We start from the raw sequence: 25,955 nt of genomic DNA on the forward strand, positions 1-25,955 counted from the left end.
TAAAAATAGTTTGAATAAGCTTTTATATTATTGATAAGGAGTGCTTGAAATATTTCTTTATAATTTATCGTTTTATGAAGAAATATCCAACTTTATGCTTCACCTTTCTTTTTGCGGAATGTGCATAAAGTCTATAAGTTCCACACTTTAATTTTGTTATATTTATTACCTCAGCGTTCGAAGGAATAGAATATATTTTTGCAATAGTAGTACCTACAAGTGATTCTATGCTAAAATAGCTTATATCCATCTCGTTTGTATTTTTCAATAAAGTTAGATTTTTGCCATCGTTTGCGAGTAATTTGCTTTCAATATCTTTAGAGACGAGTTTACTTTGCAATGCGTTGCTCTCGTTTCCATACCTGTCCATCGCAGTAATGGCATAAAATTGTTGTTTTGCTCCTTTATGAATGAAAGAAGTTCCTTGAAACCTTGAAACAATAAGATTATGTGGATTTTTTATGTCTACAGGATAGTTGTTGCTCATATAAATATTATAATAAGGTGAATTTCCCCTCCATTCTATTGTTTTTGTTCCTTGTGTACCAATTGATACTACCAACGAATAGCCTCGACTAAAGTTCGGAGTTTCAGGTTTATTTTTTCTTATCCAAGTTAATGCGGGGGTAAGTGAGGGGGTAGCATTAAATCGTTTTTCAAAGTTATAGATTCCTTGTAAGTTTTCTAACAAGAATTTGGATCTGAAATGTGCATGCCCCATTCCCAACCATCTACTCACATACATTTCTCTACTTAGTTCAGTAAAACTCAAATTGCCTTCTTTGGGATCAAGAAAATAAGTTCCAAGTCCTGAAACGATATCGTGCCCATTAGAGTTTTCCACCCAGTCGGCACAAAATGGATAATAATTATCATCACGCCAATATTGCATCGGGTATAACTGATCCATTATTCTTGTTTTAACCCACAGTTGGGCATCTTGCGAAACACGGTGCTTGGCATTGTAATTTTTTGAAGAATATCTGCTCAAATCATCATATTTGCCAATAGGCGAACAAGAAATCTTGACCCACGGTTTAAGTGCTTTCACTCTTCTATAAACCTCTTTAACAATGTTCGTAACATTTTCTCTACGTGCTTCGGGAGTATCTCCATTTTTATATGTTGGATACGGCCAACCATCGGGATACCTTATATAATCCAAATTAATACCATCAATATCATAATTTTGAGTTATTTCTGCACAAATCTCACCTAAATATCTCGCGAACTTAGGATCACCAGGATTTACATAAGCTCCCGTTGAGAAGTTTTTTATGCCAAATCCTTTCTTTTTCATCTCTTTACAACCTAAAGAATTAGAAGCACCAACTGGCATTGCAGCAATCCATGCATGTATTTCTAATCCGCGCTTATGACATTCTTCAACAGCAAATGCTAATGGGTCGTAGTTGGGAAGTCCGTTCTCTGTACCAGTTAAACATTTGTCCCAAGGTTCAATGTTAGAAGGATATATTGTAGCTGCACGCACGCGAGTTTGCAACAAGACTGTATTAATGTTGGCTGTAACATATTTATCTAAAAGTTCAGTAAGCTCTTCTTTCTGTTTTCGTATACCTTCTTCAGAGTTTGCTAAAGTTTTAGGCCAATCAAGATTACTTAAAGTAGTTAACCAAACTGCGCGAGTCTCACGTTTCCTTATAAAATTTGTGTCCCAATTCGGATATATATCATTTTTTTGTGCAAAACAAATTATTGTAAACCAAATTAATAATAAGAATAATATAAATCTATTTTTATTCATGTCTTCTTAAACTTTGATTATAGCAAAAACCATATCCAATTGTAAATGCACTACAAAGATATATAATAATTTTTGTAATTCAAATAAATCTGTTACCTTTGTCAGTGAAATTCAATAATAAACAAACTTTATATTTTTAACAATCAGATTTATATGATGAAGAAGCTATCATTCCTTTTATTAAGCTTAACATTCTCATTGTGTATTCACGCACAATTCCAGGAAGGTAAGGGCTATATAGGAGCCTCATTGACGGGGTTAAACTTACATTATAATGGACACGATAAGCTTAATGTTGGTCTTGAAGCCAAGATAGGCTATTTGGCATGGGATAATATTATGTTGTTGGCCAATGTAAGTGCTGAACATAATGGCTCGGAAGCAGTCGCAGACCATATTTCTGTCGGTGCAGGAGGTCGTTATTATATTACTCAAAATGGTTTATATTTAGGTGCAGGGTGTAAGTTTTTGCATGCTAACCATAGTTATAACGATATGATGATAGGAGCTGAAGTAGGCTATGCGTTTTTTATAAATCGTTCTGTAACAATTGAACCAGCTTTGTACTATGACCATTCCTTTAAGGATTCAAATTATTCAACAGTAGGACTGAAACTTGGTCTTGGTATCTATCTTTTCGACGACTAAGTTTGTATAACGAAGAGTTAATATGCAGCAATTCCCTTCTCAACTACTTGAAAAAGCTGTTGAAGAATTTTCCAACTTACCAGGGGTAGGCAGAAAGACTGCCCTTCGATTTACTTTGCACTTATTGCGTAAAACAAAAGAAGATGTAGATGATTTCACAGAATCTATTTCTACAATGCGGCATAAAATAAAGTACTGCCATATTTGCCACAATATCTCTGATACCGATACATGTTCTATCTGTACAAATCCACATAGAGACACTTCAACAGTATGTGTTGTAGAGAATGTACAAGATGTACTTGCTATAGAAAACACACAACAATACAATGGATTATATCACGTATTGGGTGGAATAATTTCTCCGATAGAAGGTATTGGTCCAAGCGACTTGGAGATAGATTCACTTGTAGAAAGAGTGAAAGCAGGTGGAATTAATGAAGTTATCCTAGCCTTAGCAAGTACAATGGAAGGGGATACAACAAACTTTTACATATCACGCAAACTGAAAGATTTAGATGTAAAGCTAACAGTAATAGCCCGTGGTATATCTGTTGGGGACGAATTAGAATATACTGATGAAATTACGCTCGGAAGAAGTATTTTAAATAGGACTATAATGAATACTTAAAACTATGAGACAGACACGAAAGACACTTCTAACATTATTAATATTTTTCTTGTTTCTATTAATTGGGATCATTAGCCTATATGAATCAGCAATTCTTTTACCAGGAAAACTTTCTGGAGATAAAAGTATTGTTTATGTACAAATGATTATGCAACTTTCAACATTGGCTCTAATACCAACTGCACTTTATTTGTTTAGGATTCCATATATTAATAAAAATATAACCAGTCCAAATTCGTGGAAAGGATTCTTAAGGTGGAGTTCCGTTCGGCTCTGTCTCCTTTGTATCCCGGCTATATTCAATATTCTTTTCTATTATTTGTATGGAGAAGAAATAGGATTCTTTTATCTCGCATTAATCCTGACAATTAGCATCTTCTTTATATTCCCGACAAATCATAGATGTAAAGAAGAAAGGATATCCAAGAAAGATAAAATGAATATGTAATAGGATAAACCATGAAATTAAGTATCGTAATTGTAAGTTATAATGTAAAATATTATCTTGGACAATGTCTTTTGAGTGTCAAACGTGCCATTGAAGGTATTGATGCCGAAGTTATAGTCGTTGATAACCATTCTAAAGATGGCTCTGTAGAATATATTAAGAAAATATTCCCATGGGTAACTTGTATTTCCTCGTTACATAATTTAGGATTTGCGCGAGCTAATAATCTTGCCATGCAACAAACGAATAGTGACTATGTCCTGTTGTTAAACCCAGATACTTTCATTGGAGAAAATACAATAAACGATACTTTAGGCTTTATGGATAACCATAAAAGCATAGGAGGTTTAGGGGTTACGATGCTTACAACCATTGGGCAACGTGCAAAAGAAAGTCGTAGAGGCTTTCCCTCCCCTTTGGTCTCATTTTATAAAATGATGGGATTATGTGACCGTTTTCCCAATCACCCCAAATTCGGGCATTATTATATGAGTAATATGTCTTGGGATAAACCTGGGAAAATAGAAGTAATTAGTGGTGCTTTCTTTTTAATTCGACATGCTGCATTAGACAAAGTAGGTTTGCTCGATGAAGATTTCTTCATGTATGGTGAAGATATTGACTTAAGCTATAGACTTTTAAAAGGAGGGTTTGAGAATTGGTTCTTCCCTACTAAGATATTACATTATAAAGGAGAAAGTACACAACGTTCAAGTTTTCGATACGTTCATGTCTTTTATGCAGCGATGTTAATCTTTTTTCGCAAGCATTATAGTAGTATGAGTTTCTTGTTAAGCATTCCCATTAAGATAGCAATTTATTTGAAGGCAACAAGTTCTTTGTTTCAAATGCTTTGTAATAAATCTCGCAAACTCTTAGGTTTTATTCCGCATCCACATATAATAGGGCCGAATTATATTTTTATAGGAAATAAAAATAATATTGATCGTTGCAGGGAAATCGTTAAGAATAGAGGGGTTACGGGGAAATATGTTATAGGCAATAAGCATAATCTCCCCAATGGACATCTTGATAAGCAAGAACTGATAGAACCCAAAATCTTGAATTATATAGTTTATGATATGGACGCCTATTCATATGAAGATGTTCTCTCTATTTTTGCTGTCCAACCGCAGAATAATGTCCACATTGGAACTTATAATCGACACACCGATTGCGTCATAACGGAAAATGAAATTCTGAAATAATGGAAATAAAAAAGATAAATCTTCGGGCAATGGAGCCAGAAGATTTAGAGTTTCTTTATGAAATAGAGAATGATGAAAGAATATGGAACATCAGCACAACGAATGTTCCATATAGTCGTTATGTACTTCGAAACTATATAGCTAATGCCAAGAATGACTTCTTTGCAGATAATCAAGTTAGACTAATAATTGAAGATAGTGCAAAACGGAATATAGGAATATTAGATTTGGTTAACTACGACTCCCGACACCAGCGTGCAGAATTAGGGATTGTTATCTTAGAAGAATTTCGTGGTAAAGGATATGCTTATGCAGCTATTCAAAAGACAATTGAACATGCACGGGAATATTTTCACCTTCACCAGATTTATGCGTTCGTCGATGTCAATAATGCAGATTCTATTAAATGTCTTAGATCCGTAGGGTTTCAAGAAGAGGCTTGTCTAAAAGATTGGCTTTTCAAAGAAACAGAATATCATGATGCTTATGTAATGCAATTTTTTTTATAAAAAACAACCATACGTTTGGTTATAATAAATAAAATTACTATCTTTGCACTCGCTAAACAGAAATGTAGTTTGTGCACGTAATTAGGTGCGTTAGTTCAGATGGTTAGAATGCCTGCCTGTCACGCAGGAGGTCACGAGTTCGAGTCTCGTACGCACCGCAACTATTTTTGGTTTAGTACGCATTGGTGCGTTAGTTCAGATGGTTAGAATGCCTGCCTGTCACGCAGGAGGTCACGAGTTCGAGTCTCGTACGCACCGCTTTAAGTGCTCTGAAAATAGCGTCAGGGATTTCTAAGGAAAATTGTAAATATCATAACTTCAAGGAGTTATGATATTTTTGTTTTATATCACTTCATATTCTCAGAGACCAGTAGATTTTTAGTGAGGTAAACATACAACTTCATAAGTCTAAAATGAAAGAAACTCTTGTCCATATTTTCTCTTAGGTTAGCCTTAAAAAGTTTTCTCACAAGCCTTCATCTTGTACAGCCTTAAGTTTCTTGTCAAAATATATGGTACATTCAAGTTTATAAATTTTTAATTTATAGTGGTTTATAGGTAACTATTCAGCGATAATAAACATTGAATATCAAAAACTTATAAACTTAACATTCTGGCAAAAAGGTTCGAAATGACATTCTTTATTAGAATTTGTCTGTATCTATTTATATAACTTGCTGATAATTAATAATAGTTTATACACCTTATCGCTGAATAGTTACGTTTATAGTAAAAGTGAGGGGTAGTTAAGTTGTTAAATTAGTACTGGTGCAATAAAATTGCACGGTAATTAAATATCATCAAAAAGAGATCGTTCTTTGACATATTGATTATGAGATGGAAGAGGGTCTTGCTCCGTTATAAGCTCTTTCAAGTTTACTTTTTCAAGTACTGAAATTCTTATTAAAGTAGCCACCTCTGTTATTGAATATGGGCTTTTGTACTCATGCTTCATCTTGGCAATTAGAAGATATGTGATAATTGCAACCCACAGATGGGTGCTTACCGCATTCTTTGAAAATCCCCATAAAGTCTTGACAACAATATTTTGTTTGATCCATTTGAAGAAGACCTCAATATCCCATCTGTGTCTATAGAGATTTGCAATTTCTAATGCTTCAATCTCAAAGTTATTGGTTATGAATTCGACTTCTTTACCGTTGACTGCATCATAGTAACACACTTTTCGGATATGTTCAGGATATAGCTTTCTGGATTTGCATGTAGTTAGGCGTATTGTAAAATCGCCTCTTACTCCAGTGCTTACATCAAAGTCTTCTTTGTGGTCTACAATCTCATATCGCATGTTGTCTTTTGGACGGCAAATCCAAAATGCACCAGCCTTATGAAATCTGTATAATGCATCAAAGTCCACATATGCCTTATCCATCATATAAAATGCAAGTGGCTCTGGCTCAATCCTATCCAGTTCGTTACTGTCATGCCATTTGCCGTCTGTAATATGAATGCTGGCAGGAATGCTTCCATGTAAATCAAGTAATGTGTGCATTTTAACTGCTCCCTTACTGTATTTACCCAAAGCCCAGGTTGCAAGCACTATGCTTGTTGATATTGTTGTGGAGTCTAAAGCATAAAGTACATTGTCAACAGATACCTCTGACAATTTTGTCTCTGAATACAATGGACGTACTTGTTCAATGAGATATTTGCCCAGTTCCTCGTATATGTGATAGTTGCGGTTCTCATTGGCTCGAGATAACGAAGAATGAGTGACTGTTTTGCGAATTCCTAAATGATACAATATATTATGATGTGCTGTCAGGCACATACATATGTCTCTTAAGGAATCACAGCCAGTAATCTGACCGAACAATAAATGTAACAGATGATTATAGCTGTTTAATTCTCTTGAATGTCTATCACCTTTATATTTCGTGACAAGTTTATCAAACTGGTAACGAGGAACAAAGTCTATGACTTGAGAGAATATGTACTTTCCAATATTCATAATCTTGCAGATTTAGGCTGCAAAATTACTCTTACCATTTCAAATCAAAAAAACTAAGAACGTTATAACTGATTAAATATCAAATCAATATAGAAGTGGCTTCAATTTTATTGCACCACCAGTATTGTTAAATAAACAATGCGTCAGTCCAGGTAAAATTGTCTTATAGGAAAATAGTCTTATAAGACAATTTTGAGAGAATACGCAGCAAGTATAAAATACTCACGCATTTCTCGGCAATTTAATTGTAAGTAAAAAGGCTTTGTGTTGGCATATTAAGAAAATATTATTACTTTTGCATCTGTTCTGAAAAACTGCAATATTAGCATGATACATAAGTCAGATATTCTTGTCATAGGCGGGGGCATAGCCGGAATGAGCTACGCCCTTCGCGTTGCAAATAGCGGTAAGGGCAAGGTTGTATTGGTGTGTAAAACCACGCTCGACGAAGCAAATACAACGAAAGCGCAGGGCGGTATAGCCTCTGTTACCAACTTATCGATAGACAATTTCGAGAAACATATAACCGATACGATGGTGGCTGGCGACTTTATTTCCGACCCGCAGGCGGTGGAACACGTTGTTCGCAATGCCCCTCAAGCTATCAGCGACCTTGTCGGCTGGGGCGTAAACTTCGATAAGAACAACGAAGGCGCATACGATTTACACCGTGAAGGCGGACACAGCGAGTTTCGCATACTTCACCATGCTGACGATACGGGAGCCGAAATACAACGCGGACTTATGGCGGCAGTGCGCAGCAACGAGAATATTACGGTGCTCGAAAACCATTATGCCGTAGAAATCATTACGCAACATCATCTCGGAATTGAAGTAACACGCCGTACACCGAATATAGAATGTTACGGTGCGTACATCTTGAACCCTGCCACGCAGAAGATAGACACCTATTTAAGCAAGGTTACGCTTATGGCAACTGGCGGTTGCGGAGCTGTCTATGGCACAACGTCGAACCCGAGCATAGCCACTGGCGACGGTGTGGCAATGGTGTATAGAGCGAAAGGAACCGTTGCCGATATGGAGTTCGTGCAGTTCCACCCTACGGTGCTTTACAATCCGAAAGAAACCCGTCCTGCTTTCCTGATAACCGAAGCGATGCGTGGTTATGGCGGTATTCTTCGTCTGCCCAATGGCGACGAGTTTATGCAGAAATACGATGAGCGACTTTCGCTCGCTCCCCGCGATGTAGTGGCAAGGGCTATCGACCACGAAATGAAGATACACGGACTTGCCTACGTCTGCCTCGATGTAACGCACAAAGATGCCGACGAAACCCGAAAGCACTTTCCGCACATCTATGCAAAGTGCCTTAGCTTGGGTATAGACATAACCAAGGAGTATATTCCAGTGTGTCCAAGTGCCCACTATATGTGCGGTGGCATAAAGGTAGACCTGAATGGCGAAAGCACCATAAAGCGACTTTATGCGGTTGGCGAATGTGCCTGCACGGGCTTGCATGGGGGCAATCGTCTGGCAAGCAATTCGCTTGTAGAGGCTGCTGTCTATGCTAAATCAGCCGCAGAACACACGCTTGACGTTATCGACGACTATCAATTCAACACCGATATACCCGAATGGGACGATGCTGGCACACTCTCTAACGAAGAACGAGTGCTGATAACGCAGAGCGTAAAGGAAGTGGGCGAGGTCATGAGCAACTATGTTGGCATTGTGCGCAGCAACTTACGCTTGAAAAGAGCTTGGAGCAGACTCGACCTGCTTTACGAAGAAACCGAGCAACTCTTCAAGCAAGTAAAGGCCACAAAGGATATTTGCGAACTGCGAAATATGATAAACGTAGGTTATCTGATAACCCGTCAGGCTATAGCACGCAAGGAAAGCCGTGGCTTACATTATACAATAGACTATCCGAAACACGCCAACGACCCGCAAAAGAAAGATTAACTGTTAGGAAATACAATAAATATTATAAGACATGATTGATAAGAAATGGAGCGAACAGGGCTTTATTGACGAACCGATACCTGCCAATATAGATGTAAAGACCGAAATAAAACGTATGTGTAAAGAGAAGAATGCCGTGATAATGGCACATTATTACACAGACGCAGAAGTGCAGGACTTGGCTGATTTCGTAGGCGACAGCCTTGCCCTTGCGCAGAAAGCAGCCACTACCGATGCCGATATTATCGTAATGTGTGGCGTGCATTTCATGGGCGAAACCAACAAGATACTTTGTCCCGATAAAACTATTCTGGTGCCAGACCTTAACGCTTCTTGTTCGTTGGCAGAGAGTTGCCCAACCGATACATTCGAGAAGTTTGTGAAAGCTCACCCCGACCACACCGTGATAAGCTATGTAAACACTACGGCAGCAACAAAATCGCTCACCGATGTTGTCGTTACCAGTAGCAATGCGTGCCAAGTTGTGGAGTCGTTTCCTAAAGATACAAAGATTATTTTCGGTCCCGACAAGAACCTCGGAGGCTACATCAATAGTATCACAGGTCGCAATATGCTGCTTTGGGACGGTGGTTGCCATGTGCACGAACGCTTTTCTGTGGAAGGCATTAAGCAGCTGAAGCAACAACACCCCGATGCAAAGGTATTGGCACACCCCGAATGTACGGGCGAAGTAGCTGCACTTGCCGACAAGGTGGGCAGCACGGCTGCTTTGCTGAAGTTCAGCATCAACGACGATGCACAAAAGTTCATTGTCGTTACAGAAGTGGGCATACTTCACGAAATGCAGAAGTCTGCACCACAAAAGACCTTCATTCCTGCGCCATCGAACGAAGAACCGCGTGCCTGCAACGAATGCAACTACATGAAACTCATTACAATGAGGAAACTGTACAACTGCATTAAGCACGAATGGCCTACGATAGAGGTAGACCCTAAAATTGCGGAGAAGGCTGTGCGCCCTATCAATAAGATGTTGGAAATATCAAGGAAACTTGGTTTGTAGTACGCTGCAATCCGTTTTCCACCTTATTTATATAATAACGATATGTTACAAGTAGAAGAATTAAACGATAGATTAATCGACCTTGCCTTTAGCGAAGATATTGGCGATGGCGACCATACAACCCTTTGTTGCATACCTGCCGACGCTATGGGCGAAAGCAAATTGCTGATAAAAGAAGAGGGAATATTTGCCGGAGTAGACATTGCAAAGCGTGTTTTCCATCGCTTCGACCCCGAACTCGTGGTGGAAGTGTATATCGAAGACGGCGCACACGTAAAGCCCGGCGATATTGTTATGAGCGTAAAGGGGCGCGAACAAAGTCTTTTGCAGACAGAACGCTTGATGCTCAACATACTCCAGCGTATGAGCGGCATAGCCACAATGACTCACAAATACCAGCAAGCCCTGATTGATGCAGGCACAAAGACACGTGTATTAGACACCCGCAAGACCACTCCGGGTATGCGTATGCTTGAGAAAGAAGCAGTTTATATCGGCGGAGGCACAAACCATCGCATCGGTCTTTTCGATATGATACTCCTAAAAGACAACCATATAGACTTCTGCGGTGGGGTTCACAATGCTATTTCGCGTGCAAAAGCCTATTGCAAGGAGAAAGGCAAGGACTTGAAAATAGAGTGCGAGGTGCGCAACTTCAAAGAACTCGACGAGGCATTGGCAGAAGGCTGCGACCGAATCATGTTCGATAACTTCACACCCGAAGACACTCGAAAGGCAGTAGACATCGTTGCAGGACGCTGCGAAACGGAATCGAGTGGCGGAATAACCTACGAAACCATGATACCATACGCAAAAGCAGGTGTCGATTTCATATCTTTTGGCGCACTCACACATAGCGTAAAGGGATTGGATATGAGTTTTAAAGCTGCAGGAAGCGATAAGCTTGTAGTGAAATAACATATAATAGGTATTAGGAAATTGTGCAAATGGCAATTTCTAATGATAGAAGATGGTAGCGTAGAATGCGGAAACATTTTGCACTACCATCTTTTTTGCGTTTTACTAACTTTGTTTAGGTGTTTTGCTGCGATTTCTTTAATGAATGTAAAATAAAAATATTAAAGTCCGTTTGTTACTTCTTTTCTTGTAGAAAAAGCTGCGCCAAAGCTAACAAACCACTACTTAAAAGTAGGTATTTTGCAAGAACCCCTATTTTTAGGTATTGCACGGAACAAGGAAACTCTCTATCTTTGCAAACGTAAACAAAACAAACGTAACAAAATATCAATACGAATATGAAGAGTACAATAGTAGTTTTCGGTTCATCAACCGGTACATGTGAGAATATTGCAAACACCATTGCAGAGAAATTGGGTGTAGAAGCTATCAACGTTGCAGATTTTTCTGCTGATACCATTGCCAATCACGACAACCTAATCCTTGGTACTTCTACTTGGGGAGCAGGCGAATTGCAGGACGATTGGTACGATGGCATAAACGTTTTGAAGAATGCTGATCTTTCTGGCAAGACTGTAGCAATTTTCGGTTGTGGTGACAGCGAATCTTATTCTGACACGTTCTGCGGTGCAATGAAAGAGATCTACGATGCTGCCCAAGGTGCAAAAATCATAGGAAGTGTACCTACTGAAGGCTACACGTTCGACGATAGCGATGCTGTTGTAGATGGTGAGTTTATTGGTCTTGCACTTGACGATGTTAATGAAGACGATAAGACAGAAGGCAGAATTGATGCTTGGTTAGATAGTATTAAAGGTTCTCTTTAAAGAAAGCCTGATTGTATCTGAACATTCATAGGCATAACATTAGGTATGGCTACTGATATGAAAGTTTTATTGAACCATATTTATGAGTTCAAAAAGGGAGTGCGTCAAATGGTGTTGTATACTTTCAACAAAAAGTACCAAGACTTTGTAGTTGCACGCCTCCACAGTCAGCAGATACCTTATATTATTCAGCCAGTAGGAAACAATAGTTTGAATTTGTTCTTTGGTCGTAAAGAATGTTTAGATGCAATCCGCTTGTTTATCACCAAACCACTGAATCAGCTTTCGCCAGAAGAGGATTTCATTCTCGGGGCAATGTTAGGATATGATATCAGAGTGCAGTGTGAACGTTATTGTGAAAGGAAATGTCGCACATGCAGTCAGGTACAATAAGAAAATAGTAATGGTAGAGACCATGCTATATACTAAATAAAAATCTTGTTCGCGAAATAAAATTATTTCATAATGTTTTTGTATAGGATTAAGGCTGGCTGTGAAGTCAGCCTTTTCTTTTGCCTTTTCTCTTCCACAAATAAGTTTTCATATTCTGTGTTGTCAATTAGGAATCCCCATTTTGTCACATTATTAGAGCAATTTAGGCAGTATGATGTTTTAGAACAAAGTTACCATATTTTCGAGAGAAATACATTCTTTTTGTAAAAATGACCTCTACGGGAATTTATAATAATGTTTTAGCGTTATGGAAGTGGCTGTTTTACGATGTGGAACAACCACTTTTACCATGCAAAACAGGCTCTTTCGGAACGCCAAACAGGCTCTTTTGCATTGCAAAACAATAGGTATTGTAATACATTGGTGAGCAGATAGTTGAGTAATAGCTATGTTTGTAAAAGGTATTTGCATGTTTATTGCCTTGTTTTCGTTCATAAAGTAGGCTTTTTCGATGGGAGTTCTATTATGCATAGTGTGTCTTTGTATACCCACTTGTGGGATATGAACGCATACAACTCGTGGGGTACAAAAGTCCTTTATGTATGTATAAACAAACAGCAAATTGCTCAAAGGAATGTAGCTTAGGCTTCGGTAGTCTGTCGAAGTATCTCATCGCGGCACTCTTCCATAAGCCACTTGGGGGTACTGGTGGCTCCGCAGATGCCAACGGTGTGTACATTCCTGAACCATTCCATGTCTATCTCGTCGGCACTCTCCACTTGGTGCGAGTTAGAATTCACACTTAGACATTCGTGGAACAGAACTTTTCCGTTAGAACTTTTCCGTCCGGCAACGAAGAGAACAAGGTCGTGCTTTGCAGCAAACAACGAAATGTTCGGCATTCGGTTAGCTACCTGCCGGCAAATAGTATCGAAGCTGCGAAATTTGGCGTTCTCGAAAATATGTTCCTGTATATATTCGATGATACGATGAAACTCGTTCAAGCTCTTCGTTGTCTGTGAATAAAGATATATATCGCGGTTGAAATCGAGTTGCTGCACATCTTCAAACTTTTCTATCACAATGGCGTGGCTATGCGTCTGACCCACCAAACCCAATACTTCGGCATGTCCGGGCTTGCCAAAGATAACGATTTGTGATGCGGTTGCTTTCTTCCTATCTTTCAACTCCGTTTCCAAGTCTACCTTTTCAAGGTCGCACGCAACGCTATTGCCGTTTTTTTCGTATTGATTCTTTATGCGTCGCTGCAACGCCAACACCACAGGGCAGGTGGCATCGATTATCTCTATGTTGTTCTTCCGTGCCAACTCGTAGGTTTCGGGAGGCTCGCCGTGTGCCCGAAGCAACACTGTTGCATTGTGAAGTTCGCGCAACTGGTCGTGGTTAATGGTTATCAGCCCACGCTTGGCAAGCCTTTCCACCTCCATACTGTTGTGTACTATATCGCCAAGGCAATACAACTGCCTCCCTTTTTCTAATTCTTCTTCGGCTTTTTTAATAGCAGTCGTAACACCAAAGCAGAAACCGCTGCCCTCATCTATTTCAATTTGAAGCATTATTGCTATTCACTTTTACTTTAATTGCTCCTTCGCGACCTGTATATTCAGGCGCATAGGCGCATTGTGCAGTGCACGTTCCCGACTGGTAAACGCCTTCACGGTCTACAAAATATTCTGTTTCCACAACGTGAGTTCCTTTTGCCATCATGTCGAAATAATAGTTTGTGCAGTAATCTTTCGGTGCTATGTAGTAGCCACCGTATTGGTATCCGCTGGTTTGCGATACAGGCTCAAGACACGCAGGACGCTTGTCGGAAACCTGAACAAAGTCGTAGTCACGGTCTGCCACAATCGTAATGCGTATCACAACCTTATCGCCGACCTTGGCCTGAACGCCATTTGCTGACTTCTTATCGCCGTTTTTCACAAACAATTCGCGCTTTACGGTAAGTCCTGCGTTGCTTGCCTTTATCTCTGTAACAGGCTGGAAGAACTGTGCATAGACTGCTCCCCAGCTTGTTCCACTACTTGTTTTCTCTACGGTGAGCGTGTTTGCAACTTGCTTGCCTTCGCTTTCGTTATGTGAATTGACTGCTACTGGCTGTGTTACCTTCACATATCCCAAGCCTGCAGTAGCCTTTGGAAGTTCCATAACCTTTCCGTCGAGTTTCAAAACGCTCGCTTCACCATTGTCCATTGTCCACTGTCCGTTGTTCATAAATGCCCAAATAGCATTTACAGAGTTTACTGGCGTATCCCAAGCCTGCGTCCGTTTTGACTGTAAAAGCCAACGTTGCAAGTCTTCTACCGTCTGCTTGTCGGTGGGAGCAATCGTCTTGAACGATTCTATCGCAGCCACTTGCGTTGGTATCTTATAGTCGAACCAGCTGTAATAAGCTTTCTTTGTATCGAAATATCTGCCCATTTCTTCCTTGTAAACAGTGTATTCTTTGATGCTTTGCAAGTATTCCTTAGCCTTTTGTATCTGCTTATACTGCTGCAAGATAACCGCCGTATTAGCCTTGCCATATATCGTTAAATCTACAGGTTTCTTTGATAACAGGTCGATAAGATAGGTTATATCTGCTGTTGTCTTGCGTTTTGCCAATGCATTGCTGTACAAATAGTCGCAAAGCGCATCAGATGGGAAGATGTTCTTATATCCTTTGCGTTGCAGACGCTTCATCTCTGCAACACGTCCAGCCACTTCTTTGTCTAAGAAAGCAAATGCAAAACGTAGCATATCTTCGGTTTTCTCATCTTTTTCGCCCATCAACACGTTCAAGCGGGTCAGGGTTTTCACCACTTCAATCGTCATATAGAAGCTACCTGGCATATTCTCCCACCAAGAGAAAGAACCATCTGGGTTTTGTAATTCAGTTAGTGCTTCAATAGTAGACGACAAGTTATACTTTATCTGATTCTCGTCGAAGAAACGCACAAGCATTTGTTTCTGCTCTCTTTCGTTCTTTGCTTCCATTACCCAAGGTGTTTCTTTAAGAGCAAACTCTTTCAAGTCTTGGTTCTTTTCCAACGCTGACATCAATGAGGTTTCACTTCCTTGTTCGCTTCTCCAGCTTTCAATAGTTTGTCGTATCTTAGGAGATGTCTTTAAAACTTTACTTGCTAAGCTGTTGGCATAGTAAGCTGACACCAAGCTAATAGCGTTATGCTCAGTCGCATCTGCAACAAATGGCAAGGCTTGTACCATCAACCAGTTTGGATTATTGGTATATTCAACCGTCAATCGCTGGTCTGTGGTGTTTGTTGGGAACAGTTTTGTAAGGTCAATACTCTTCTCTCCTGCCTTGTTTTGCGTAAACGGATAAGTGTTTACTATGTATTCGCGATTTGGAAGTACTGCCAAATATTGCTGTTCTCCGTCAGAATAATCATCGCCACTGGCAATGATGCGCACAATAAGTATACCATCGTTGGCAACAGAGAGTTTGTTAGCACCTTCTTCCGACAGCAAACTTGCTAATGAGAACGTTGCCGTTGTTGTTCCGTTCGCCTCTAAAGCGTAGTCTTTGCTTTCGGTGTAGAGAATCTTCTCAGTTTCAGCATCAAGTATTTCCATAGTAGCCTTGCCATTGACAGCTTTATCTGACGAATTAAAAATACGTGTCGATAGCATTGCTTCGTCGCCCATACGAACAAAACGAGGCATATTGGGCTGCACCATTACAGTCTTTTTAGCTACCACTTCATCGGTTAGCATACCATAATTTATGTCCTTATCGTGTGCAAGACCGATGAAGCGCCAGGTAGTAAGACTTCCTGGCAACGTGAATTTAATGCTTACATTTCCGTTGGTATCAGTGTTCAGACGTGGATAAAAGAATGCTGTCTCATTAAGATTTTCACGCAATTGGACATTATTAGAACCTCTTTTTCCAGGGACAGAGGTAGAGTCGGCAACAGCATAGGCTACATCAGCCTCCTCACGAACATCGCTATCCTCTTTTATAACGGGTGCAGTGAACTTAACAGTTCCCCTTTCAGCCTTTATCCCAGGAGCCTTTCCTTGTAGCGCTTCATTTAGTTTCATAGGTTCCATCTTTACAAATTCCTTTGTTTCTGCTGCAAAACGGGTTCCTCGAATGAATAGTTGATTAAAACTTAAACCATTTACAAAGCGTGCATCGAATCTTGCAAGAGATAGTGAAGATTCAGTTAACGACTTGTAGTTTGCTACTTCATAGAAGTCTAAGATTGGGAAATTGAAGCTGCTCCACTCTATATAGGCTGGGAGATTATTAGTGTATGAAGAAGAAAAGTCCCACAAGTGCTCTGCAATTTGGTCAAGACTCTTGTCGTAAAGTGTTGCCATAAGCTGCGCCTTTGCTGGCTTTCCGTCGGGATAGCATACATTAAGCGTCCATTCTTCTTTCTGTCCAGGCAACAATAGATTACGGAAGGTAGTCCACTTCACATTTAGATGTCTGTCTGGCATAGGACGTCCAATGTTTTCATTATGCGTGTATAGCTTGCCATTCTTTACCCATGCAAGATTCAAAACAATGCCATCGCCATACGCTTCCTTATATGTTAGCTTCCAAGTGGTAAGACTATTGCTTTGATTAATAGCCCCGCTGTCAATCACTTTATCACCAGAGAAGATGGAATAAACAATGTGTTGGTCGGCATCGGTGGCTCCAAACTGCACATAAACAGGCTTTCCATCACTTGGGAACTTGTTTCCGCTTATATAGAACCAATCGTGTGTCTCTACAACAGGACGCTTGTCGTCCATTGAGAACACTACAAATTCTTGCTCTAATGTATCGTTTTCGCAAATAGCTCGCAACAAATATCGACCTGATTGCAACGGTTTCAGGTCTACAACCTTATTGGCTTCTACTGTTGTATACTTGCCAAATGATGGAGTTTTATCCTTATAAGATGCTATAGCATAGCGCACGTTTCCGTCAATAGCCGTACCTGCAGCATTCAGATAAGAGAACTTAATCTGGCGTAAACTATCTTTCAGCACTTTGTCGGGCATATCGCTTGTTAGCATTGCAGGCTTTGTACCTAATGGTAGCGATGTACTTGCAGAGCGGGTCTCGCCTGCAAGGTCGGTAACATCGGCATCTACATCGAAACTGTAAAACCTTGCTGACTGCCAATTGCTGCGCTTTCTTGTCTTCTTACTATTCTTTTCGTCAGGGAATATAAAGGGTAATGTGATTTCGAAGTCGCCCTTTTCGTCGGTTACGGCTTTACCTTCGTAAACCAAATCCTCATTTTCTGTATCATACCAACACCATAATGCGGCACGACGATTGACAGTGTACAGAACATTTGCACCTTGAACAGGCATACCCGAATAAGTTTTTGCATGTCCTTTCAGTTTTATGGTATCGCCAATAGCGTATTTTTCTTTATATTCGTCTACATCTACCGTGAATGTAGGACGCTTATATTCTTCTACTTTAAAGTTCACAAAGCCACTTCTACTATTTGCATAGATACCGAAGTCGCCTGTAAGTAAGTTTTTAGGTAGTTCGAAATCAGCAGAAGCAGTACCAAACTCATCTGTAACAACCTCTTTCCAAGTTATATCTTCATCGTTTGCGTCTCTTAATATTAGACTTACACTTTTATTTGCAAGCGCTTTACTCTTCAAAGTTTTATTATCTTGACTATAAACAACGACCGAAGCATGCACAGTTTGTCCAGGACGATAAATTTCTCTATCGGTAAATAGGTCGTAAATCTCTTCATACGGAGTTGTAATCTCATATTCATAGTTTGTTCTAAGACCAGAATAGGGACATGCTTTGTCGGTATTTGTAGACACATACACCTCGTCTGGAACACCTTTTAAATAACTGTAGTAAGCTTCTCCGTGTGCATTGGTCTCAACAAATTTTACAGTGGCTGGCTTGCCGTAGGGACCTTCTATTGTCAGTTTTATCTTTGCATTCTGCACAGGTTGTCCTGTTGTTGAATTAACCACGACATATCGTACCTTAGAATTTGGCTGTTTTTCTGCAATTAGATATAGGTTGGTAACATAATACAGCTCATATTGCGGAGCTAATCGCTTGTTTGATGAAGTCAGTTCCAACAAATAGACGCCCTCCTCTAAGCTTGGAAGTTGTAGCGAGTCCTCGATTTCCTCGTAAGGAGCATACGGTGGATAACTACGCTTGACAATTTTCGTGGTAGCAGGCTGTAGTTTTGCTTTTATCTTTGCTAAATCTGGGTGATAGATAGGGGTTAATTTGTTATCGCCCGTCAGTGTAGTGCGTGTTATTTTCAACGTCAAGTCGTTGATATTCCTTACCTTAATGTTTTCTATAGTCCGTTCTTTATGGGGTATCCCCACATTCTTCTCAGTCCACATCTTAACCATTGGCGCAGTGAGACGTTCATGTTCGTTGCGCAGATAGTTTATTCCTTCCCATGTTCCCCAACGTTTCACGGCATCGTCTATATATTCGATGCGCTGCTTTGCACTAATTTCTTCAAAAATAACCAAGTACTTATACTTCGCCACAGCCACGCTCCCACATATGGGCAAATCGCCATAACGTGCTATGAGCGAGTCTAAGGCTGCCTTGTTATTAGCGTCTTTCACATTCAGATAAGCACTGTAACAAGCAGCTTCGCGGTTACCGACTGACGAATAATATTTATCCGCCTTGTCATATTGTTCAGATTCGAACGCAATAACGTGGAGAAGGTCGTTCTTAAATATGGCATCGTTCTTTCCACCTTTTATCAATGGGGCATATTTACTATATTGTACGTCTGCCAACAAGGCTGGATTAGCCATTGCTTTATCGAAATAAGTGGTGCTCGAATTATCTTCTGCATCGTCACTATCGAAGAGTTTGCCTAATGCACAGCAGTAAACGGCGTGCAATATCTTGTCGGTTTCCTCTGTTTTATCACAGAGTTCCTTCAGGCGAGCCTTTTCCGTATCAACCGAATCGGGCGAGATTTGTGTCTGCAAACTTGAGGTTAGCAACTCAGCTGCCAACAAGTTACCGTACGATTTCTCTCTTTGCGCCTTGCCAACAATCTTCTTTAAAACAGTCAATTGTGTCTTGGGCAAGTCTTTTCCCCGTGCTACGTCTACTTGTTTCCACAATTCGCCGTAGCTCTGTGCAGACAGATTGAATGACACCATAAATAATAATGTAAGTACAGTTAATAGTTTTCTCATAACCTTCTTTGCTTTAGAAATAACTAAAAAATACATACGGGCAGTTACTTTGAATGACAGGAACGTAACTAACCACGCTCCTACAACATCTTTGCTCTTTGTTGCACCGCGATTTCTCTGCTTGTAGGAGGCGTGGTTTATCACGTTCCTATCCGCAAGGAGCAAATCTTTAACATGCTACAAAGGTACGCCTTTTATGTTGTAAAAAACGAGAAAGTTGGTTTTTTCATTATGTAAAGTGGTATTTTTAATAGTTTTTTATATCTTTGCCAAAAGAAAATGTCCCACTTACATTGCATTATTGCAATTCTAAAATAACACTATAAACAATGGTATATACAAATATTTTTCTTATTTTAGCTGTAGTGCTATGCGTAATATTATTGGCAAACCGAACAAAAATATTGAAGAGCAGGACGCAGAGACATGTTGATCCACTGCCTTGCAAACCTTTAAGCATTAATGAAGCAGAGAAACTCTATGCCGATGGAGAACTTCTTTGTCGTTCAGGGTATCTGCACTACCAGTTAGACTTTGCTAATGCTATTCCGAAAGAGGAATTGGGAGTTTTCGTTGGTTATGCAAAGGACGATTCGAAACAAAAAGGACGCATCTGTGTTTACGACAATCAACACGTTCAACGTGGATATATAGACGGCCAGAACGAACTCTACTACACGCTTTCGGTTCGTAAGCAGGCATTTGTATATGGTGTTTTGCTACACAACGAAGCCCATGGATACCATGGTGAGGTGTGTATAAGAGTAAAATAAATAAATCTATTTAAATGTTAGTTCGACGAAATTAAAATGATGGGGACCGACGATATGCCTCTTCTGAACAGCGCCTGAAATCGTAACGGAGTTACGACCATTGTCGCAACGGGGTTACGACAGTTGCAGTAACGGAGTTACGACGAATGCCGTTACGGAACAGATAAAAACAGCTGCATTCTGATGCTTTTGAAGCACAATGAATCCATGCGTTGATAATGGCTCAGTAGAAAATAGGTGACGACAAAAGCAAGATTACTTTTGAAGCCAATCATTATTTATCGCTGCACATTATTATATATAACGACATCAGCACACCAGAAGAATGTTTGATGTGCTGATGTCAAAAAGTGCAATCCGTAGCAAATGTGTTTAACAGATTGGAATGAATAGCGAAGCTGGGGAGTTGTTAGAAAGTCCACTTTGCAGCAATTGTTGGAATGGCGTAAAACTTGTTGTGCTTGCCCTTGTTGTTCCAAACAAAATTATTGCTGATTTCAACTTCTGAACCTAAAGAGAGGTTTATGCCCTGCATACCTTTCAGTGTGTTTAAATTAAACCAGAATTGTGGCTCAGATATTAAAATAAGTTTTCCGCTTACATTTGGGTCGTACCATAAGTCGCAGAAACCATTGAAAGAGCATAAGCCTTTTGCAAAACTCAATCCCCAGACTTCGGTAAGCTGGAAACCACTAAATGGGTGCTCGCCTGTAGTTTTATTCTTGAAATAATATTTGTACATAAGCTGCACACTGAAAGTTTTTGAGAAATCTTTATTTGCCCAGTTCCAGGCGCCACCAAGAAGTGCAGCATGTTGAAACCGATTTCCATAATATCCAGTTGCAAGTTCGCCGGTAGCAGCGCCACCATTATATTCTATATGGGCTGCCCAATGCTTGTTTTTAGTAACAGAAAACTCTCGTGCAATTTCCCAATAGGCACCTACCGCCCCATCGTTTTTATAATCGATATCGGTAAACAAAAAGGTAGAGCCCCATTTATCGGGCTTGAACATTTCTACAGTGGTGGTAACAGCAGGGCGATTACTTAAATCGTCAGAGAGATTATGACCAAGGTCATAGTGCAGTTGCACGTTTTGAGCCTGAACACTGCCGAAAGTTGCCATACAAGCGATGGCGAAAGAGAAAATCTTTTTCATAAGTATTTTAGTTTGTGATAGAATTTGCTGCAAAGTTACAAAAAAATCTTAATGCTTACATTCTTTCATTAAAAATATTGCTAACTTTGTGCTTACAATATGAGAATAGACATAATAACGGTATTACCCGAGATGCTTGCAGGCTTTGTGCATGAAAGTATTTTGGCACGGGCAGCAAAGAAAGGATTGGCAGAAATACATTTGCATAATCTTCGTGATTATAGTAAGGACAAATGGCGTCGTGTTGATGATTATCCTTTTGGCGGGCAGGCAGGAATGGTGATGCAGATAGAACCAATAGACCGGTGTATAAGTGCCTTGAAAGCAGAACGCGAATACGACGAAGTAATATTTACATCGCCCGATGGAGAACTGTTTAATCAGAAAATGGCAAACGATTTGTCATTAGGGGGTAACCTTATTATATTGGCAGGACATTATAAAGGAGTGGATCAGCGAGTAAGAGAACATCTGATAACAAAAGAGATTTCGGTAGGCGATTTTGTTCTGACAGGTGGAGAATTACCGGCAGCTATTATAGCAGATGCAGTAGTTCGCATTATTCCAGGTGTGATTGGCGACGAACAAAGTGCATTGTCTGATTGTTTTCAAGACAATATGCTGTCGGCACCTATTTATACTCGCCCAAGGAGTTATAAAGGGTGGGAGGTTCCCGAAATATTGTTGAGTGGACACGAAGCTAAAATAAGTCAATGGGAATTTGACCAGGCCATGGAGAGGACAAGACGTTTGCGCCCCGATTTATTAAGGTAGTCTTATTTATTAATCAACTTCCGAAGGTCTATAGACTTACAGAAGTCTTCACCAATATTAAACCCTTCTTTATAAAGAGCTTCCAGCTTCCCTACATCTTTCTCCATTCTTCCAACTTCAATAGGTTTAATGGGACGCAATACTATTATATCACCTTGTTTTTCGTGTTCGTCAATCATATCTAATTGTTTGTTGTAAGCTTCTATTCTATGACTTAATACTACACGTAAACGCGGATAGTTCTTATAGACGAACCTTGGTATTTTCAAATCTTTACTATTATCGCGCCAACCTTTATTGCGCGTGGAAACAACAACATTTTTGCCATGTCCCATTTCTATGGCACGCATAAGTGGAATAGAATCAATAATTCCACCATCGAGCATGGGCTCCCCATCAACTTCTACAATCTTACTAACGTATGGAAGGCTACTTGAAGCACGTGCAATTTCATTCAGTCTGTGTTTATTGCCATTACGTTCTTGTAAATACTCACTTCTTCCCGTTTTGCAGTTTGTTGTAACCATTTCGAAAGTATAACCCAAATTTATCTTCTCGAAATAGGTATCATAGTCGTAAGGGATAAGCTCGTAAGGAAATCGTTTATAAAGAAGTTCGGGATCGAAAATACAACCTTGTGTAACGAGATGGCGTAATCCTATATAATCGTATTTTGCCAATAAATCAATGTTTGAGGCTCTTGCCCTGCGTGGTTGTCGACTGATATATGAAAGACCGTTACAAGCTCCGGCAGATACCGCAACTGTATATTTAAAATATAAGTCGCATTTCATAAATGCATCTAAAACACCAGAGGTGAACACTCCTCGCATGCCTCCTCCTTCTAATACTAATCCTGTGTTTATGTCGATTTCCATTAAAAAACTTATAAAAACTATGCAAAGATACTGAATTTATGAGAAATATTATTATCTTTGCAGCTAAACTAATATATGAAAGCAATATGTTTAGTAAAGAAACGTACATAGCTCGCCGTGCAGAACTTAAAAAGCTTGTAAAAGACGGCATTATACTCTTGTTTGGAAACAACGAGTCTCCAGTAAATTCACCAGCGAATGGGTATTCACCTTTCCGCCAAGATTCGTCATTCTTATACTATTTCGGACAACAACGCGACGGACTTGTTGGCGTGATAGATATCAATGAAAATAAAGAAATATTGATAGGGAATGATATTGATATTGAAGATATCGTATGGTTTGGAAGTGTTGATTCGGTCAAAGAATTAGCCGCTCAGGTTGGAGTAAATAATTCTGCTCCTATGAGTGAATTGGCTAAAATTTGTGAGAAGGCAAAATCTTCTAATCGAAAGATACATTTCTTACCTCCTTATCGTGCCGATATTAAGATACAAATTTGCGATTTGCTTGGTATCCATCCTAATCAGCAGAACGAAGAAGCAAGCCTTGAGCTTATTAATGCTGTCGTAAAAATGCGTTCTGTTAAGACTGCCGAGGAAATAGAAGAACTTGAGCGTGCTGCTGTTATTGGTTATAAGATGCATACAACTGCAATGCGCATAACGAAACCTGGACTTACTGAAAAGTATGTAGCAGGACAAGTAGAAGGTATAGCTAATTCCTATGGCTCAATGGTATCCTTCCCTGTAATATTTTCACAGCACGGTGAAATTATGCATGGCAATCCTTCTATGGCAAAATTAGAAGATGGTAGACTTGTTTTGTGTGATTGTGGTGGGGAGACGATGAGCCATTATTGCTCTGACAATACACGAACATTCCCTGTAAATGGTAAATTTACACAACGACAACTCGATATATATAATGTGGTTGTAGAAGCACACGATGCAGCTCTTAAACTATCGAGACCAGGAATGAAATATGCTGATGTGCATTTTGCAGTCTGCCGCATTATCTTTGAACGTATGAAGGAGTTAGGTTTAGCAAAGGGAGATACAGATGCAGCTGTGTCTGCCGGAGCACATGCTATGTTCTTGCCCCACGGTTTAGGACACATGATGGGACTTGATGTCCACGATATGGAAGCTTTAGGGCAAATATATGTGGGTTTCGATGCAGAGACTCGTCCTAATCTCGAACAATTTGGTACTAATTGTTTGCGTATGGGACGTCGTTTACAAGAAGGTTTTGTTGTAACTGACGAACCTGGAATTTATTTTATTCCTGCACTTATTGATGAATGGCGTGCTAAAAAACATTGTGCCGAGTTCTTGAATTTCGATAAACTCGATACATATAAGGACTTCGGTGGTATTCGCATAGAAGACGACATACTTGTTACTGCTGATGGATGTCGGTTCATAGGAAAAGACCGTATTCCTTATTATGCAAAGGATATAGAGGCATTTATGAATGCTTAATTCAGAAAATAAATCAATATTATTAACAACTTAAATTTTTAAAAGAGAACCAGAGTATAAACTAACTGGTAGCATTTGAGAATTATGAAAAAGACTTTAGTGCTCGCACTTTTCGCTGTTTTTGCGATTGGTGCTAACGCAGCTCCTAAAAAAGCTGCAAAGAAAGTAGACAACAGTCCTGTCTTTACAGTGATTAAGGAAAATCCTATCACAAGCATTAAGAACCAAAACCGTTCAGGTACGTGCTGGGATTATTCTACATTGAGCTATTTTGAAGCAGAAATCCTGAAAGCAACGGGTAAGACTTACGACCTTTGCGAGAGTTTTGTTGCAAACAAAACTTATATGGATCGTGCTATTCAAGTAGTTCGTATGCATGGTGATGCACAATTTGCCCAGGGTGGTTCTTGCTATGACCCTCTTTATTGTCTTGAGAATTATGGTATTTGCCCAGAAGGAGCAATGCCTTTCCCAGGTTCTTTAACAGGTGATTCTTTATTTAACTTTAATGAATTCTTCTCTGTAATGGAACCATACGTAAATGCTGTGGCACGAAATAAGTCAAACAAGATTTCTAATCAGTGGAAACAAGGTCTCCAGGGAATTATTGATGCTTATCTTGGTAAATGTCCTGAGAAGTTTACATACGATGGTAAAACCTATACTCCAAAGCAGTTTGCTTCAAGTCTCGGTTTGAATTGGAAAAACTACGTAACGATAACATCTTATACTCACCATCCATTCTATACCTCATTTGCTGTTGAGGTACAAGACAACTGGCGTATGCCACAATCTTACAATGTTCCTATGGACGAAATGATGAAGATTATAGACAATGCTGTTATGAATGGCTATTGCGTGGCATGGGGTGGCGATGTTAGTGAACCAGGATTTACACGCGATGGTCTTGCATATATGGTAGATGGAAAGAAGGTTCAGAGCCTCCAAGGTAGTGATATGGCACGTTGGTTGGGTCTTTCTCCTGCAAAGCAACGCAGCCTCATTGATGAACTTGGTGCAAAGGTTCCAGAAGTAACTCCTACACAGAAGATGCGTCAGGACCGTTACGATACATGGGAACTTACCGACGACCATGGCATGCTTATCTTCGGTATTGCCAAAGACCAATTCGGTAAGGAATACTATATGGTCAAGAACTCTTGGGGCGAGACTGGCAAATACAAAGGTATTTGGTATATGACCAAGAACTTCATTGCGGCAAATACAATGGACTACATGGTTAATAAGAATGCCATTCCTTCAGATATTCGTGCAAAGTTGGGCCTGTAATTAAAAGACAGTCATTGCACCTTGTTAAAGCCTCATCAAGGCTTTAATATGGTAATATAGAATTAAAAAAGCGTAAGTCTTTTTGAGGCTTACGCTTTTTTTTGTACCTTTACAAGCAGAAATAAAGACAA

The 25,955-nt window shown here is 39.7% G+C and carries 19 protein-coding genes and 2 tRNA genes; 15 read left to right on the forward strand and 6 right to left on the reverse strand.

The genetic code is table 11. The annotated features are described in order from the left end of the window. Nucleotides 1-64: 64 nt before the first annotated feature. Nucleotides 65-1,765, reverse strand: a complete 1,701-nt coding sequence (locus tag RDV52_RS07725) for a glycoside hydrolase family 10 protein (RefSeq protein WP_004366210.1) — start codon at nucleotides 1,763-1,765, stop codon at nucleotides 65-67. Nucleotides 1,766-1,918: 153 nt separating this feature from the next. Between RDV52_RS07725 and RDV52_RS07730 the strand changes: the two genes are divergently transcribed. From RDV52_RS07730 to RDV52_RS07755, 6 genes are all read left to right on the forward strand, one after another. Continuing rightward, nucleotides 1,919-2,413, forward strand: a complete 495-nt coding sequence (locus RDV52_RS07730; RefSeq protein ID WP_004362722.1) for a hypothetical protein — start codon at nucleotides 1,919-1,921, stop codon at nucleotides 2,411-2,413. A 22-nt stretch (nucleotides 2,414-2,435) separates the two neighbouring features. Further along, the gene (gene recR, locus RDV52_RS07735) at nucleotides 2,436-3,044 is read left to right on the forward strand and encodes a recombination mediator RecR (RefSeq protein ID WP_004362723.1); all 609 of its coding nucleotides are present in this window, start codon (nucleotides 2,436-2,438) and stop codon (nucleotides 3,042-3,044) included. 459 nt (nucleotides 3,045-3,503) lie between these two features. Beyond that, a complete protein-coding gene (locus tag RDV52_RS07740; protein ID WP_004366205.1) occupies nucleotides 3,504-4,700 on the forward strand; it encodes a glycosyltransferase family 2 protein in 1,197 nt (398 codons plus the stop codon). Further along, the gene (locus tag RDV52_RS07745) at nucleotides 4,700-5,209 is read left to right on the forward strand and encodes a GNAT family N-acetyltransferase (protein ID WP_004366203.1); all 510 of its coding nucleotides are present in this window, start codon (nucleotides 4,700-4,702) and stop codon (nucleotides 5,207-5,209) included. Before RDV52_RS07740 ends, RDV52_RS07745 begins: the two co-directional genes overlap by 1 nt. A gap of 84 nt (nucleotides 5,210-5,293) precedes the next feature. Then, nucleotides 5,294-5,367, forward strand: a tRNA-Asp gene (locus RDV52_RS07750). 26 nt (nucleotides 5,368-5,393) lie between these two features. Next, nucleotides 5,394-5,467, forward strand: a tRNA-Asp gene (locus RDV52_RS07755). Between the two features lie 532 nt (nucleotides 5,468-5,999). Here RDV52_RS07755 and RDV52_RS07760 read toward each other — a convergent pair. After that, nucleotides 6,000-7,178: an IS4 family transposase gene (locus RDV52_RS07760; RefSeq protein ID WP_115098550.1), complete on the reverse strand. Its 1,179-nt coding sequence runs from the start codon at nucleotides 7,176-7,178 to the stop codon at nucleotides 6,000-6,002. Between the two features lie 327 nt (nucleotides 7,179-7,505). Here RDV52_RS07760 and nadB point away from each other — a divergent pair, with 327 nt between their 5' ends. From nadB to RDV52_RS07785, 5 genes are all read left to right on the forward strand, one after another. After that, entirely contained in the window at nucleotides 7,506-9,104 is a 1,599-nt protein-coding gene (nadB, locus tag RDV52_RS07765) for an L-aspartate oxidase (protein ID WP_004366201.1), read from the forward strand. 31 nt (nucleotides 9,105-9,135) lie between these two features. Continuing rightward, nucleotides 9,136-10,128: a quinolinate synthase NadA gene (gene nadA / locus RDV52_RS07770; RefSeq protein ID WP_004366199.1), complete on the forward strand. Its 993-nt coding sequence runs from the start codon at nucleotides 9,136-9,138 to the stop codon at nucleotides 10,126-10,128. 42 nt (nucleotides 10,129-10,170) lie between these two features. Next, nucleotides 10,171-11,046 (forward strand): carboxylating nicotinate-nucleotide diphosphorylase, encoded by an 876-nt coding sequence (gene nadC, locus RDV52_RS07775; protein WP_004362728.1) that lies wholly within the window; start codon nucleotides 10,171-10,173, stop codon nucleotides 11,044-11,046. 338 nt (nucleotides 11,047-11,384) lie between these two features. Then, complete coding sequence (gene fldA, locus RDV52_RS07780; RefSeq protein ID WP_004362729.1) at nucleotides 11,385-11,873, forward strand: flavodoxin FldA; 489 nt, start codon at nucleotides 11,385-11,387, stop codon at nucleotides 11,871-11,873. A gap of 45 nt (nucleotides 11,874-11,918) precedes the next feature. Then, nucleotides 11,919-12,266 carry a DUF2023 family protein gene (locus tag RDV52_RS07785; protein ID WP_004362730.1) on the forward strand — a complete coding sequence of 116 codons (348 nt, stop codon included), beginning with the start codon at nucleotides 11,919-11,921 and terminating at the stop codon, nucleotides 12,264-12,266. A 641-nt stretch (nucleotides 12,267-12,907) separates the two neighbouring features. Here RDV52_RS07785 and RDV52_RS07790 read toward each other — a convergent pair. Further along, entirely contained in the window at nucleotides 12,908-13,843 is a 936-nt protein-coding gene (locus RDV52_RS07790) for a 4-hydroxy-3-methylbut-2-enyl diphosphate reductase (protein ID WP_004366195.1), read from the reverse strand. Beyond that, nucleotides 13,830-19,466, reverse strand: a complete 5,637-nt coding sequence (locus RDV52_RS07795) for an alpha-2-macroglobulin family protein (RefSeq protein WP_040557021.1) — start codon at nucleotides 19,464-19,466, stop codon at nucleotides 13,830-13,832. Before RDV52_RS07795 ends, RDV52_RS07790 begins: the two co-directional genes overlap by 14 nt. Before the next feature lie 329 nt (nucleotides 19,467-19,795). On the opposite strand from RDV52_RS07795, the gene RDV52_RS07800 reads away from it, so the two are divergent. Beyond that, complete coding sequence (locus RDV52_RS07800; protein WP_004366192.1) at nucleotides 19,796-20,239, forward strand: hypothetical protein; 444 nt, start codon at nucleotides 19,796-19,798, stop codon at nucleotides 20,237-20,239. 409 nt (nucleotides 20,240-20,648) lie between these two features. Here RDV52_RS07800 and RDV52_RS07805 read toward each other — a convergent pair whose 3' ends face one another. After that, a complete protein-coding gene (locus tag RDV52_RS07805; protein WP_004362736.1) occupies nucleotides 20,649-21,398 on the reverse strand; it encodes a nucleoside-specific channel-forming Tsx family protein in 750 nt (249 codons plus the stop codon). Between the two features lie 99 nt (nucleotides 21,399-21,497). Between RDV52_RS07805 and trmD the strand changes: the two genes are divergently transcribed. Further along, entirely contained in the window at nucleotides 21,498-22,172 is a 675-nt protein-coding gene (gene trmD / locus RDV52_RS07810) for a tRNA (guanosine(37)-N1)-methyltransferase TrmD (RefSeq protein ID WP_004362737.1), read from the forward strand. Nucleotides 22,173-22,174: 2 nt separating this feature from the next. Here trmD and RDV52_RS07815 read toward each other — a convergent pair whose 3' ends face one another. Next, nucleotides 22,175-23,050 (reverse strand): patatin-like phospholipase family protein, encoded by an 876-nt coding sequence (locus RDV52_RS07815; protein WP_004362738.1) that lies wholly within the window; start codon nucleotides 23,048-23,050, stop codon nucleotides 22,175-22,177. A gap of 86 nt (nucleotides 23,051-23,136) precedes the next feature. Here RDV52_RS07815 and RDV52_RS07820 point away from each other — a divergent pair, with 86 nt between their 5' ends. After that, nucleotides 23,137-24,534 (forward strand): aminopeptidase P family protein, encoded by a 1,398-nt coding sequence (locus tag RDV52_RS07820; protein ID WP_040556790.1) that lies wholly within the window; start codon nucleotides 23,137-23,139, stop codon nucleotides 24,532-24,534. An 84-nt stretch (nucleotides 24,535-24,618) separates the two neighbouring features. Then, entirely contained in the window at nucleotides 24,619-25,824 is a 1,206-nt protein-coding gene (locus tag RDV52_RS07825; RefSeq protein WP_004362740.1) for a C1 family peptidase, read from the forward strand. Nucleotides 25,825-25,955: the final 131 nt, after the last annotated feature.

This window comes from Prevotella nigrescens, from assembly GCF_031191185.1.
In the GTDB taxonomy this organism is placed as follows: domain Bacteria; phylum Bacteroidota; class Bacteroidia; order Bacteroidales; family Bacteroidaceae; genus Prevotella; species Prevotella nigrescens.

What these genes read in the sequence shown, in the direction of transcription:
- RDV52_RS07725 (WP_004366210.1), bottom strand. Translation starts at nt 1,765, where the DNA reads ATGAATAAAAATAGATTTATATTATTCTTATTATTAATTTGGTTTACA.
- RDV52_RS07730 (WP_004362722.1), top strand. Translation starts at nt 1,919, where the DNA reads ATGATGAAGAAGCTATCATTCCTTTTATTAAGCTTAACATTCTCATTG.
- recR (WP_004362723.1), top strand. Translation starts at nt 2,436, where the DNA reads ATGCAGCAATTCCCTTCTCAACTACTTGAAAAAGCTGTTGAAGAATTT.
- RDV52_RS07740 (WP_004366205.1), top strand. Translation starts at nt 3,504, where the DNA reads ATGAAATTAAGTATCGTAATTGTAAGTTATAATGTAAAATATTATCTT.
- RDV52_RS07745 (WP_004366203.1), top strand. Translation starts at nt 4,700, where the DNA reads ATGGAAATAAAAAAGATAAATCTTCGGGCAATGGAGCCAGAAGATTTA.
- RDV52_RS07760 (WP_115098550.1), bottom strand. Translation starts at nt 7,178, where the DNA reads ATGAATATTGGAAAGTACATATTCTCTCAAGTCATAGACTTTGTTCCT.
- nadB (WP_004366201.1), top strand. Translation starts at nt 7,506, where the DNA reads ATGATACATAAGTCAGATATTCTTGTCATAGGCGGGGGCATAGCCGGA.
- nadA (WP_004366199.1), top strand. Translation starts at nt 9,136, where the DNA reads ATGATTGATAAGAAATGGAGCGAACAGGGCTTTATTGACGAACCGATA.
- nadC (WP_004362728.1), top strand. Translation starts at nt 10,171, where the DNA reads ATGTTACAAGTAGAAGAATTAAACGATAGATTAATCGACCTTGCCTTT.
- fldA (WP_004362729.1), top strand. Translation starts at nt 11,385, where the DNA reads ATGAAGAGTACAATAGTAGTTTTCGGTTCATCAACCGGTACATGTGAG.
- RDV52_RS07785 (WP_004362730.1), top strand. Translation starts at nt 11,919, where the DNA reads ATGGCTACTGATATGAAAGTTTTATTGAACCATATTTATGAGTTCAAA.
- RDV52_RS07790 (WP_004366195.1), bottom strand. Translation starts at nt 13,843, where the DNA reads ATGCTTCAAATTGAAATAGATGAGGGCAGCGGTTTCTGCTTTGGTGTT.
- RDV52_RS07795 (WP_040557021.1), bottom strand. Translation starts at nt 19,466, where the DNA reads ATGAGAAAACTATTAACTGTACTTACATTATTATTTATGGTGTCATTC.
- RDV52_RS07800 (WP_004366192.1), top strand. Translation starts at nt 19,796, where the DNA reads ATGGTATATACAAATATTTTTCTTATTTTAGCTGTAGTGCTATGCGTA.
- RDV52_RS07805 (WP_004362736.1), bottom strand. Translation starts at nt 21,398, where the DNA reads ATGAAAAAGATTTTCTCTTTCGCCATCGCTTGTATGGCAACTTTCGGC.
- trmD (WP_004362737.1), top strand. Translation starts at nt 21,498, where the DNA reads ATGAGAATAGACATAATAACGGTATTACCCGAGATGCTTGCAGGCTTT.
- RDV52_RS07815 (WP_004362738.1), bottom strand. Translation starts at nt 23,050, where the DNA reads ATGGAAATCGACATAAACACAGGATTAGTATTAGAAGGAGGAGGCATG.
- RDV52_RS07820 (WP_040556790.1), top strand. Translation starts at nt 23,137, where the DNA reads ATGTTTAGTAAAGAAACGTACATAGCTCGCCGTGCAGAACTTAAAAAG.
- RDV52_RS07825 (WP_004362740.1), top strand. Translation starts at nt 24,619, where the DNA reads ATGAAAAAGACTTTAGTGCTCGCACTTTTCGCTGTTTTTGCGATTGGT.